The organism is Phytohabitans maris (assembly GCF_031085175.1).
Taxonomy (GTDB): domain Bacteria; phylum Actinomycetota; class Actinomycetes; order Mycobacteriales; family Micromonosporaceae; genus Phytohabitans; species Phytohabitans maris.
The window spans coordinates 47,478-59,328 of record NZ_JAVHUY010000012.1 but is presented as its reverse complement, the minus strand read 5'-3'; the positions used below and the strand labels follow the sequence as shown (position 1 = coordinate 59,328).

At 73.8% G+C, this 11,851-nt stretch carries 11 protein-coding genes; 1 reads left to right on the top strand and 10 read right to left on the bottom strand.

Annotated features, from left to right (window positions below):
• Positions 1-111: 111 nt before the first annotated feature.
• From RB614_RS14670 to RB614_RS14625, 10 genes are all read right to left on the bottom strand, one after another.
• Positions 112-1,266, bottom strand: a complete 1,155-nt coding sequence (locus tag RB614_RS14670) for a CaiB/BaiF CoA transferase family protein (protein WP_308713033.1) — start codon at positions 1,264-1,266, stop codon at positions 112-114.
• Positions 1,267-1,318: 52 nt separating this feature from the next.
• Positions 1,319-2,485 (bottom strand): thiolase domain-containing protein, encoded by a 1,167-nt coding sequence (locus RB614_RS14665; protein ID WP_308713032.1) that lies wholly within the window; start codon positions 2,483-2,485, stop codon positions 1,319-1,321.
• A complete protein-coding gene (locus tag RB614_RS14660) occupies positions 2,482-3,123 on the bottom strand; it encodes a CoA transferase subunit B (protein ID WP_308713031.1) in 642 nt (213 codons plus the stop codon). The genes RB614_RS14665 and RB614_RS14660 overlap by 4 nt, the downstream gene beginning before the upstream one ends.
• Positions 3,110-3,835, bottom strand: coding sequence for a CoA transferase subunit A (locus RB614_RS14655; RefSeq protein ID WP_308713030.1), 726 nt, complete (start codon positions 3,833-3,835; stop codon positions 3,110-3,112). Before RB614_RS14655 ends, RB614_RS14660 begins: the two co-directional genes overlap by 14 nt.
• Before the next feature lie 2 nt (positions 3,836-3,837).
• Entirely contained in the window at positions 3,838-4,770 is a 933-nt protein-coding gene (locus RB614_RS14650; protein ID WP_308713029.1) for an MBL fold metallo-hydrolase, read from the bottom strand.
• A gap of 123 nt (positions 4,771-4,893) precedes the next feature.
• Positions 4,894-5,943, bottom strand: a complete 1,050-nt coding sequence (locus RB614_RS14645; RefSeq protein WP_308713028.1) for an ABC transporter permease — start codon at positions 5,941-5,943, stop codon at positions 4,894-4,896.
• Positions 5,940-7,457 carry a sugar ABC transporter ATP-binding protein gene (locus tag RB614_RS14640; RefSeq protein WP_308713027.1) on the bottom strand — a complete coding sequence of 506 codons (1,518 nt, stop codon included), beginning with the start codon at positions 7,455-7,457 and terminating at the stop codon, positions 5,940-5,942. Before RB614_RS14640 ends, RB614_RS14645 begins: the two co-directional genes overlap by 4 nt.
• Before the next feature lies 1 nt (position 7,458).
• Complete coding sequence (locus RB614_RS14635; protein ID WP_308713026.1) at positions 7,459-8,625, bottom strand: sugar ABC transporter substrate-binding protein; 1,167 nt, start codon at positions 8,623-8,625, stop codon at positions 7,459-7,461.
• Positions 8,626-8,652: 27 nt separating this feature from the next.
• Positions 8,653-10,077: an amidohydrolase family protein gene (locus RB614_RS14630; RefSeq protein WP_308713025.1), complete on the bottom strand. Its 1,425-nt coding sequence runs from the start codon at positions 10,075-10,077 to the stop codon at positions 8,653-8,655.
• Between the two features lie 9 nt (positions 10,078-10,086).
• Positions 10,087-11,013 carry a fumarylacetoacetate hydrolase family protein gene (locus tag RB614_RS14625; protein WP_308713024.1) on the bottom strand — a complete coding sequence of 309 codons (927 nt, stop codon included), beginning with the start codon at positions 11,011-11,013 and terminating at the stop codon, positions 10,087-10,089.
• A gap of 192 nt (positions 11,014-11,205) precedes the next feature.
• Between RB614_RS14625 and RB614_RS14620 the strand changes: the two genes are divergently transcribed.
• A complete protein-coding gene (locus RB614_RS14620) occupies positions 11,206-11,832 on the top strand; it encodes a TetR/AcrR family transcriptional regulator (protein ID WP_308713023.1) in 627 nt (208 codons plus the stop codon).
• Positions 11,833-11,851 lie beyond the last annotated feature (19 nt).

The following is an 11,851-nucleotide window of genomic DNA, read 5'->3' as shown; positions in this document are numbered from 1 at the left end:
CCGCGCCGTGCCGCCTCCACAGTGTGCGGCCTCTGCGGCGGGCGGCCCTCCGCGGCGGGCGGCCCCGCAGCTTGTGGGCTCCGCGGCGGGCGGGCTCCGCGGCGGGCGGGCTCATGCCCGGGCCAGGTCGAGGCCGAGCTCGGCCAGGACCGCGTCGGTGTGCTCGCCGAGGGCCGGGATGGGGCCGAGCGGCGGCTCCAGCCCGTCCGGCAGCGCCGGGGGAAGCAGCTGGCGGAGCATGCCGACCGGGGAGCCGACGTCGCGCCACCGGTTCCGGGCCAGCAGCTGGGGGTGCCCGGCCAGGCTGGACAGCTCCCGGAGCCGGGCGTTGGCGATCCCGGCCGCGTCGAGGCGGGCGGCCACCTCGTCGGCGGAGAGGGCGGCGAACCGTTCCTCGATCACGGCCGTCAGCTCCGCCCGGCGCTCGACCCGCCGCATGTTCGCGGCGAACCGCTCGTCGTCCACAAGGGAGGGATCACCGAGCACCTCGCGGCAGAACGCGGACCACTCCCGCTCGTTCTGGACCCCGAGGAAGACCTGCCCGCCGGCGCAGCGGAACGGCCCGTACGGCGCGATGGCCGCGTGCGAGGCCCCGGTGCGGGCGGGCGCGACCCCGCCGTACATGGTGAAGTTGAGCGGGAAGCCCATCCACTCGGCCAGCGCCTCCAGCATCGACACCTCGACCGTCGCGCCCTCGCCGGTGCGGCCACGGCGGACCAGGGCGGCGAGCGCGCCCGCGTAGGCGTACATCCCGGCCGCGATGTCGGCGACCGGGATGCCGACCTTGCTGGGCGTCTGCGGCGTACCGGTGATGGAGACCAGCCCCGCCTCGCACTGGACGATCAGGTCGTACGCCTTCCGGTCCGAGTACGGGCCGTCCGGGCCGAAGCCGGAGACGCAGACGTGCACCAGGGCGGGGTGCGCCGCGCGGAGCGTGGCCGCGTCGAGCCCCAGGCGCGCGGCGGCCCGCGGGCCGATGTTGTGCACGAACACGTCCGCCCGGGCCGCGAGCGCCTGGATCGCCCGCCGGCCGGTGCCGGACTTCAGGTCCAGGACCACGGACTCCTTGCTGCGGTTGAGCCACACGAAGTGGCTGGAGAGCCCCTGGACCGTCTCGTCGTACGCGCGCGCGAAGTCACCCGAGCCGGGCCGCTCGATCTTGATCACGCGCGCCCCGAGGTCGGCGAGGTGCCGGGTGGCCAGCGGCGCGGCGACGGCCTGCTCGATCGAGACCACGGTCACGCCGTCCAGCGGGCGCGGCGTCACGCCGCCGCCCCACCACGACGGCGAAGCACTCGCACTCCGCTTCGCTCCGCGCTCATGCCGCCTCCAGGATGCTCACGTAGTTGGCCACGGCCAGCCCGCCCATGTTGTGTACCGCCGCGCGGTCGGCCCGGTCCAGCTGGAGCGCGCCGGCGGTGCCGGTGAGCTGCATGGCGGCCAGCACGTGCTGGCTGACGCCGGTGGCGCCGACCGGGTGCCCCTTGGACTTCAGCCCGCCGGAGGGGTTGACCGGCAGCGCCCCGTCCCGGTACACGACGCCGTCGGCCAGCAGCTGGGCGCCCTTGCCGGGGGCCGCGAGCCCCAGCGTCTCGTAGAGCACCAGCTCGGCGATGGTGAAGCAGTCGTGCACCTCGAGGAAGGAGAGGTCGCGGGTCCCGGTCCCGGCCATCGCCATCGCCCGGTCCCAGGCCACCCGGCTGGCGGCGAACGCGACCGGGTCGCGGCGGCCGGCGGGCAGGTAGTCGTTGGCCTGCCCCACGCCGAGGAAGCGCACCGCGGGATGGCGGGCCGCCGCGGAGCGTTCCCGGCCGAGCACCAGGGCGGCCGCGCCGTCCGAGATCGGTGAGCAGTCGGTGCGGCGCAGGATGCCGGCGACCCGCGGGTTGGCCGGCGACTCCGTGCGGCAGAACGCCTCGTCGAGCGGCTTGCGCAGGTGCGCGTACGGGTTGTCGAGCGCGTTGCGGTGGCTCTTGGCGGCGATCGTCCCGAGCGTGTCGGCGCAGTCGCCGTAGCGGCGCGCGTACTCGTCGGCCACCTCGGCGAAGAGCCCGGCGAAGCCGGTGGACGAGGCGCGGCCGGCGGTGTCGTAGTCGGCGCCGAGCAGGCTCGCCCCCACGACGTCCGCGCCGGCGTGGGTCATCTTCTCGGCGCCGACCACCAGGACGTTGCGGGCCGCCCCGGCGCGGAGCGCCAGCAGTCCACTGTGTACGGCGGCGGCACCGGAGGCGCAGGCGTTCTCCACCCGGGTCGCCGGCTTGCCCCACAGCCCGTCGTCGGCCTGCAGCGCCAGCGACGACGCGAACGCCAGCGGGTGCATGCCCGCGTTGAACTGGCCGTAGTAGATGGCGTCGATCGCCTCGGGTTCGAGCCCGGCCGCGGCGATCGCCTCGGCCGCCACGCCCACGACGAGCGCCTCGATCCCCTCGTCGAGCTTGCCGAACCGCGAGTGCGCCCAGCCAGTGATCAGTACGTCCGTGGTCATCCGTCGCCTCCCATGTCGATCTCGAACGCAGCGGTGATCTCCGTCAGCTCCGCCGCGGTCACGCCGGGCGCGAGGGCGGTCAGCACCAGCCGCCCGTCGCGTACGTCGAAGTCGGCCCGGTCGGTGATCACCCGGTCGACCACGCCGGCCCCGGTCAGCGGGAGCGTGCAGCGCTCGACCACCTTCGGCGTACCATCCTTGGCCACGTGGTCGGTCAGCACCAGCACCCGCTTTGCGCCGGCGACCAGGTCCATGGCGCCGCCCATGCCCTTGACGAGCCGGCCCGGGATCGTCCAGTTGGCCAGGTCACCCCGGCTCGACACCTGCATCGCGCCGAGGATGGCGAGGTCCAGGTGACCGCCGCGGATCATGGCGAAGGAGTCGGCGGAGTCGAAGAAGCTCGCCCCCGGCCGCGCGGTCACCGTCTGCTTGCCCGCGTTGATCAGGTCCGCGTCCTCCTCGCCCTCCCACGGGAACTCGCCCATCCCGAGCATCCCGTTCTCGCTGTGGAAGGTGACCCGGACGCCCGCCGGCACGTGGTCGGTGACCAGGGTCGGTATCCCGATGCCGAGGTTGACGTAGGCACCGTCGCGCAGTTCGGTGGCGGCGCGGGCGGCCATCTCGTCACGCGTCCACATGCTGAACCTCCGGGCGGCGCCGCACGGTGAGCTGTTCGATCTCGGGTGGCCGCGCGGGGGCGAGCACCACGTGGTCCACGAAGATGCCCGGGGTCCCCACGCTCTCCGGGTCGAGGTAGCCGCCGGAGACGCGGTCCACCTCGGCGAAGGTGGTGCGCCCGGCGGTGGCGACGAGCGGGTTGAAGTTGCGCGCGGTCCGGCGGTAGGCGAGGTTGCCCTCGGCGTCGGCGAGGTGGGCCCGGACCAGGGCGACGTCCGCGACGATGGCGCGCTCCAGGACGTAGGTGCGGCCGTCGAACTCGGCGTGCGGCTTGCCCTCGGCCACCACCGTCCCCACGCCGGTGCGGGTGTAGAACGCCGGGATCCCGGCGCCGCCGGCGCGGAGCCGCTCGGCCAGGGTGCCCTGCGGCGCGAACTCGACCTCGAGCCGGCCGTCGAGGTACCGCCGGGCGAACTCGCGGTTCTCCCCCACGTACGACGCGACGACCTTGACGACCTGGCCGTTCTCGATGAGCAGGCCCAGGCCCTTGCCGTCCACGCCCATGTTGTTGGAGACGACGGTCAGGCCGCGTACGCCGAGGTCGCGGACGGCCTCGATGAGCCCGAACGGGTTGCCGCAGAGCCCGAACCCGCCGACCGCGAGCGTGCCGCCGTCGCGCAGGACGGCGGCGAGGCTCTCGGTGACCGACGCGCGGAGCTTGGTGGAGGTCACGGTCACACCTTCGTGTGGATCGGGGCGCCCAGCCAGGCGACGCAGTCGGCCAGCGCCGCGGGCCGGTCGACCGCCGTACCGGTCAGCTCCCCGTAGGCACTGTGGACGTTCAGCACGAAGCGCTCGGGGTCGAGCAGGTGCCGGAACTCGGCGAGGTCCGCGCTCCTGGCCACCTCCAGCGGGGTCAGGCCGGCGGCGACACCGCGCTTCCCCTCGGCCAGGACGAAGCGGTAGTAGCGCTCGTGGTCGGCCAGCACCTCGCCGAGCTGGGCCGCGTCGAGCACCGGCCCGTGCCCGGGTACGACCTTGTCGGCCGCGAAGGAGGCCATCCAGTCCAGGCTCCGGATCGCGCCGGTCGGCTCCCCCGCCATGATCATCGGCGTGTGTCCCGGGAAGAGCAGGTCGCCGGCGAACAGCACCCGCACGTCGGGCACCCAGGCGACGGCGTCACCGGCGGTGTGCGCGGTGAAGCCGGGGTGCACCAGCCGCACCTCCCGGCCGCCGAGATGCACGGTGAGCTGGGACTCGAACGTGAGGTCGGGGGCGCGCCGGCGCAGCTGGCCGAAGTCCGGCCGCGGCGACCAGAACGGCGGGAAGGTCTCCAGCGTCGTGTCGGCCAGGAACCCCTCGCGCATCCGGGCGTGCCCCACGACGCAGGTCGACGGCGGCAGCATCGAGTTGCCGAACGTGTGGTCGCCGTGGTGGTGGGTGTTGACCGCGTGCGTCAGCGGCGTCTCCCCGCGCACACCGTCGACCGCGTCGAGCAGCCGCCGGGTACGCCGCTCGGTGGTGCACGTGTCGACCAGCAGCGCCCGCTCCCGCCCCACGACGAGTCCGGCGTTGTTGATCCACCAGGTCCCGTCCGGCTGGAGCCACGCGTACACCCCCTCGGCCACGGATACCAGCTCGGGGTCGCTCTCGTGTTGTGTGCTCATCGTTCCCTTTCGGCTGGCGGGCGGCGCCCCTGCGGCTTTGGCGGTGACCGCCGGGCTGGCGGGCGGCGCGCCTGCGGTTGTTGGCGACGGTGCGCCTGCGTTTCTCTCGCGACGACCGCCGCGCTAGCGGGCGGCGCGCTTGCGTTTCTTGGCGATGACCGCCGCGGCGGAGACGGCGAGGACGACGGCGGCGCCGTTGAAGACCGGCTCGACCCAGTCTTCGGCGCCGGCGAGGGTCAGGCCGTTGATGCTGACCGCGACGAAGAAGACGCCCACGAGCGTGCCGGCGACCGTGAACCGGCCGGGGCGGATCGTCGTCGAGCCGAGGAAGATCGCGGCGAGCGCGGGCAGCGTGTACCCGGTCCCGACCCCGGCCGCCGCGCTGCCGGTGCGGGCCAGGAGCAGGACACCGGCGACGCCGGCGACCGCGCCGGAACAGGCGAAGGCGAGCATGACCGTGCGGGAGACCGGCATGCCGACCAGGCGCGACGCGGGCTCGTTCGAGCCGATGGCGAGCAGCCGCCGGCCGAACATCGTGAACCCGAGCAGGAAGGCGACGGCCAGGGCGGTGGCGGCCAGCAGCCACACCGGCCGGGGGATGCCCAGCCAGGAGAGGTTGCCGAAGTCGAGCAGCGGCTGGGGGACGCCGAGCAGGGTCTGGTACCCGGTCCAGAGCACCCCGATGCCGGCCAGCAGCGTCGACATGCCGAGCGTGATGACCAGGGAGTTGGCGTTGAAGTAGGCGATGAGGAAGCCGTTGACCAGGCCGATGGCGGCGCCGACCAGGACGCCGCCGGCGATCGCCAGGACGAGCGGCAGCTCCCACTCGGTGGCGATCTTCGCGGTCGCGATCGACGTGGTCGCGACGATCGCGCCCACCGAGAGGTCGAACCGCTCGGCGACGAGGGGGATGAGCGCGGCCAGCGCGGCGATCACGAGGATCGACTCGTTCGCGGCGATGTTACGGACGTTGGCGACGGTCGGGAAGACGTCCGAGGTCGCCGGCCACAGGCAGAAGAAGACGACGATGCCGCCGAGGAGCAGCACCAGCCCGAACCGCTCCACGAGCTCCAGCGGCCACGCGGTGGTCCGCCGGGACCGGCCCGCCGGCGGCGGCGCGCCGTCGTGCGGGGCCTGGACCTGGTCGTCACGGGTACCGGCGCTGAGTGTCATGGGATCTCCTGGGGAGCGTCGAACATGCGGGTCGCCACCCACTCGCGGGTGACGTCCCGCTGCCGGGCGGTGTCGGTGACGCGGCCGTTGGCGAGCACCACCACGCGGTCGGCGAGGTGCAGCAGCTCGTCGAGGTCCGAGGTGACCAGCAGCACCGAGGTGCCGCCGTCGACCGCCTTCTCGATCTGGGTGTAGATCTCCGCGCGGGCCCCGACGTCCACGCCCTGGGTGGGCTCGTCGAGCAGCAGCACGGCGGGGCGGGTCCGCAGCCAGCGGGCCAGGATCGCCTTCTGCTGGTTGCCGCCGGAGAGCTGGCCGAGGGCGGCGCGCGGGCCGGGGGCGCGGATCGAGTACCGCCGGATGTCCTCGGCCGCGTCGCGCAGCTCCGGCCCGCGCCGCAGCCAGCCGCGGCGGTACCGGCGCAGGCTGGCCGCGGACAGGTTCATCTCCAGGCCGAGGTTGGTGAACGCGGCGTGCCTGGCCCGGTCCTCCGGCACGTAGGCGAGGCCGGCGGCGACCGCGTCCGGGACGCTGCCCGGGCGCAGCCGGCGGCCGTTGACCTCGACCCTGCCCCCGGCCGGCCGGTGCACGCCGAAGATCGTCTCCACGAGGGACGTACGCCCGCTGCCGACGAGGCCGGCGACGGCCAGGATCTCGCCGCGGCGTACGTCGAGGTCGATCCCGCGCAGCGGCCCGCCGCTGAGGCCGCGTACGGTGACGGCGACCTCCGGGGCGATCGGCCGGGGCTCGCGCTTTTCCACCAGGTCCCGCTGCTGCCCCACGATCAGCCCGGTGAGCTGGGCGCGGTCCAGGCCGGCCACCGGCCGGGTCGCCACGTGGCGGCCGTCGCGCAGCACCGTCACGGTGTCCGCGTGCTCCAGGATCTCGTCCAGCCGGTGCGAGACGTAGAGGATGCTCTGCCCGTTCGCGGCGTACTCGTCGAGCCGGCTCAGCAGCTCGTCCACCTCGGCCTGCGGGAGCCGGGCCGTCGGCTCGTCCAGGACCAGCAGCGACACCTCGCCGCCTGCGCTGTCGAAGAGGCACCGCGCGATGGCGACCAGGGTCTGGTCCGCCGGGCGCAGGCTGCCGACCGGGGTACGGGCGTCGACCGGTACCCGCAGCCGGTCCAGGCACTCCTGCGCCGCGCGGCGCATCGCGGTCCAGGCGATGGCACCGGCGGTACGCGGGTAGCGGCGCCCGACGAACAGGTTCTCGGCCACCGTCATCGTGTCGAAGAGCCCGAGGTCCTGGTGGACGAAGCGCACCCCGGCCCGGTGGGACCAGGACGGCGTGACGGAGTCCGCGGCCGACGCCGACCCGCCGCAGCGGACCTCGCCCTCCGGGTCGGCCTGGTACACCCCGGCCAGGATCTTGATCAGCGTCGACTTGCCCGACCCGTTGCCGCCGGCCAGCGCGTGGAAGCTGCCCGGGCGGACCGCGAACGACACCTCGCTCAGCGCGCGCGTACCCGGGAAGGTCTTGCTGACCCGGACGAACTCGAGCGCCGTACCCATGTCAGGAGACGCCCCAAATCCGGCGGTAGTTGTCCTGGTAACTGGGCGAGTCGGCGTTCCCGTCGTAGACGTCGCCGGCCGGGAGGTGCTCGGCGTCCATCGCGCCGAAGCCGAAGCCCGGGTCGACCTGCGGCGCGCCGGCGAAGTGGCGGTTGAGCGCGTCGGCGGTGGCCCAGCCGGTCCACGGCCACGGGCGGCCGAGGGCGAACGACTGCTGCCCCTTCCTGATCAGCTGGATCGAGGAGGGTACCCCCTCGTGGCCGACCAGCAGGAGCTCGCGGCCGCCGGCCCGCGCCTGCTCCACGGCGGCACCGGCGCCGAGCGAGATGGCCGCGTCCGCGGGGACCATGACGACGTCCGCGTCCGGGTGCCGCTGCAGCGCCGCGCTCAGCTTCGCCTGGAGCTTGCCGCCGAGCAGGTCCGCGCCGGTGTACGGGACGGTGTCGACGCGGCAGCCGCCACACTCGCTCAGCGCCTTGAACTCGGACTCGCCGGTGTGCCGGGTGGTGGCGCTGTCGTCCTGCCGCATCTGCAGGACCTTGGCCTTGCCGCCGGTCTCGGCGATCACCCAGGCCGCGATCGAGGTACCGACCTGCTCGTCCAGGAAGCGGCCGTAGTCGGTGCCGGCGGTGCCCCAGATCAGGCCGCCGTCGAAGATCGCCTCGCCGCCGCCGGCGTACGTGTCGTCGCAGTCCAGCGCGTTTCCGGCGAACACGAGCGTGCCGGCCTGCCGCGCCGACTTGATGGCGCCCTCGGCGGCCGCGCAGTCCACGCCGAACAGCGCGACGGCATCGGCTCCGGCGGTCGCCGCGGCCCGGATCTGCGTGTTGTACACGGACGGGTCGAGCTTGCCGTCGACCAGCCGGGCGGTCCAGCCGAGCGCGGTCGCGGCGTCGACGAAGCCCTGGGCCGGGAGCGCGCAGCCGGGGGCGGTCGCCGAGCAGGCGAGCGCGACGACGTTCTTCCCCTTCACCGCGGCCGGGCCGCTCGCCGGCAGGTCGCGGTCGGTCCCGGCGAAGTTCGCCGCGACCAGGGTGCGCGCCTTCTCCAGTACGGCGTCGGTGGTGGTCCGGCCGCCGGTATCCGCCGACCCGGCCTCGCCGCAGCCGGCGAGCAGGGCGCTGAGCGCTACCACTGCGACAAATGGGCGCAGTCGAGATATGGACATGGTTCTCCTCGGCATCGTTCGGTGGGATCAGGTGCCGGCGTTCGACAGGCGGTGCTCGGCCGGCGTGCCCATCCACTCGGGCTTGTCCGGCCGCCAGCCGCCGCCTTCGCGGATGGCCGCGTCGAGCCACGCGCCGGACTCGTCCAGCGCGCGTACGGCCGCCGAGCGGAGGTCCTCGCGGAGCCGGCCGCCCTGCTTGACCACCTCGCCGCCGACCAGCACGGTGTCGACGTCGCCGGCGCCGACGTGCATGACGATCGCGTTGACGACGTCGGTCACGGCCCGCAGGCGCGGCGTGTCGGTGCGGATGAACAGCAGGTCGGCGGCCTTGCCGACCTCGATCGAGCCGCAGACGTCGCCGAGCCCGAGCCCGCGCGCGCCGCCCAGCGTGGCGAAGTGGAGCACGTCCTCGGTGCGCAGGGCGACCTCGCCCAGCGCGGAGGTGCCTTCGGCCTCGATCACCGGCTGGTGGTACCGGCCACGCTCCGCCGCGATCGCGATCCGCATGGCGGTGAACAGGTCGGGGCTGTTGTTGGACTGGATGTCCGCGCCGAGGCCGGTGGTCACGCCGGCCCGGTCCGCCGCCCGCACGATCAGCTGCCCGAGCCCCATGCCCAGCTCGGTCTCCGGCGTCGAGCTGACCGCCGCGCCCGCGTCGGCGAGGATCCTCAGGTCGTCGGCGTCGGCCGTGTTGCAGTGCGAGTGCAGCTGCTTGGCCCAGATCAGGCCGGCGTCGTGCCACTGGCGGATGTCCGAGGGGTACCCGGGCCGGAAGCGGGTGTTGGTGTGCGGGTGGATCAGCGCGTCCAGCTCCCGGCCGACCCGGATCTCGGTGGCGATCTGCTCGAAGGGCACGCGCACCATCTCGGTGGGCGAGATCCCGAACCGGACGCGGCCGTCGTCGCCGGCGAAGTGGGTCGCCCGTACCCGCCGGGCGTCCGCGTGCCGCTCCTCCGGCTTCTTGAACCACGGGTCGTCCATCGGCTGGTGGTAGAAGCCGTAGCACCACACGCCCCGGATGCCGGCCGCGCGGAAGCCGGCGACACCGGCGTCGGCGTGCTCGGGGGTCAGGACGCAGTGGGAGAAGTCGACCGTGCAGGTGGTGCCCGCCTCGAGCAGCCCGACCGCCCCGCCCAGCGTGCCGTTGTGCACGTCTTCGGCCCGGTGCCGGGCGGAGTGGTTGCGCCGGATCGTCCAGAAGTAGTCGTCGAGCGTGAAGTCCGAGGTGAACGCCCGCATCGTCGACTGCCACAGGTGGTGGTGGGTGTCGACCAGGCCGGGCATGATCCAGCCCCACGAGACGTCGACCGACTCGGCGTCCGGTGCCTCCAGGTCCGGGCCGAGCCGGGCGATCAGGCCGTCCCGGACCTCGACGTCGACGCGGCGGACGTCGCGCCGGCGCGGGTCGCCGACGAGGACCTGCGCGCCGCGGTAGACGGTGCTCTTGCTCACGGGTCTCTCCTAGTCAGTGATGGTGGTGGCGCGCGTCGTGGCGGCTTCCCGCCAGGACACCACGGGCGGCGGCGGCGCGATGGTCGTCTCGATGAGGCCGAGCGGTCCGGCGTCGAGGCGTACCCGATCGCCGGCCCGGAGCCAGCCCCGGAAGTCCGGCTCGGCGGAGTGCTCCATGAGGCAGCCCCCCGGGACGGTGCCGGAGGCGACGACGTCGCCGGGCAGGACGTCCGCGCCGACGGAGGCGTAGGCGACCAGCTCCTCGAAGGACCAGTCCATGCCGAGGAACCGGGTGCGGACCAGCGGCTCGTCGTTGATGTGGACGCTGACCTCGATGTCGAGGCCGTCGCGGCGGCGCAGGCCGGCCGCCTCGTCGGCGGTGAGGATCCACGGGCCCAGGGAGACCGCGCAGTCCTTCCCCTTCCCCTGCCCGATCTGCATGGTCCGCTCCTCGGACTGCACGTCCCGGGCGCTCCAGTCGCAGTACAGCACGTAGCCGGCGATCCGCCCGGCCGCCTGCTCCGGCGTCAGGTCCCGGCCCGGCCGGCCGATCACCGCGCCGACCTCGAGCTCCAGGTCGAAGGCGGCCGTGCCGGGCGGGAGCGCCACCGGGGCGGTCGCGGCGAGCAGGGACCGGGGGTTGGCGAAGTAGAACGCGGGCCGCGCGGCCCAGGCCGGGGGAAGGGGCTCGCGGACCCCGCGGGCGCGCCGCGCGTTGCGGACGTGGTCGAGGAACCCGACGCAGTCGCGCAGGCTCACCGCCCCGGCCAGCGGAGCGAGGTACTCCCCCGGCGGCGACGGCTCGGCGCCCTCCGGCACGACGGCGCCCAGCGCGGCCAGGACCGAGGTGCCGCGCGGGTAGAGGCGCAGCCCGTCGTCCAGGACGGCGCCGACCCGCCAGCCGCCCGCTCCTTCGGGTACTCGCACGACCCGCATCGACCGACCCACAATCTGCACTGGAAGGTGTGGTTACACCCGAGTGTATGTATCGTTGTGGCTGCGGTCACAGCTTGTCAAGGGTCGTTTCGGATTTGTTTCCACGACAACACGGGCGCATCAGACCCGCTTGACGTGCACCGTATGCTTACGCTTCGATAAAACGTTGCACCCGAGTGAAAGGTTGAGGGCATGGCAGGAGACGTGAAGCTCGATGTCCCGGACGACCGGCGGCAGCGCCGCTGGCGGCAGCTTCACGACTCCATCTACGAGGCGGCCCGCGAGCTCTTCCTGGAGAACGGCTTCAGCTCCACCTCGGTCGACGACATCGCCGTCCGCGCCGACGTGGCCCGCAAGACCGCCTTCAACCACTACCCGCGCAAGCGCGACTTCATCCGGGAGTGGGGCGAGCGCCGCCGCAACCGGGTCCACCAGCGCCTGTCCCGCAGCGTCCTGGCCGAGCCGCAGCTCGCCGTCGTGCTGCGCCACTACTTCGACGAGCTGGCGAAGCTCAACGTCGAGGACCGCGCGCTGACCCGCCGGATGCTCATGGGGTGGCGCGAGTGCGGCGGCCCGTTCGACGCCGACCCGCACGCGCTGATCGGCGTCTTCGCCGGCCTGCTCCGGGCGGCCGCCGACCGCGGCGAGCTGACCGCGACGGTCGACCCCGACCGCATCGCGACCGTCCTCTACAGCAGCTACTTCGGCCTGCTCTACGACTGGTGCGAGGGGACGGACGAGGAGCCGCCGTTCGACCTGCAGGTCGCCTTCATGCAGTTCCTCGACGTCGTGCTCAGTGGACTCGGCGTCCGGTCCTGAGCCCGCGGCGCGTGTGCCG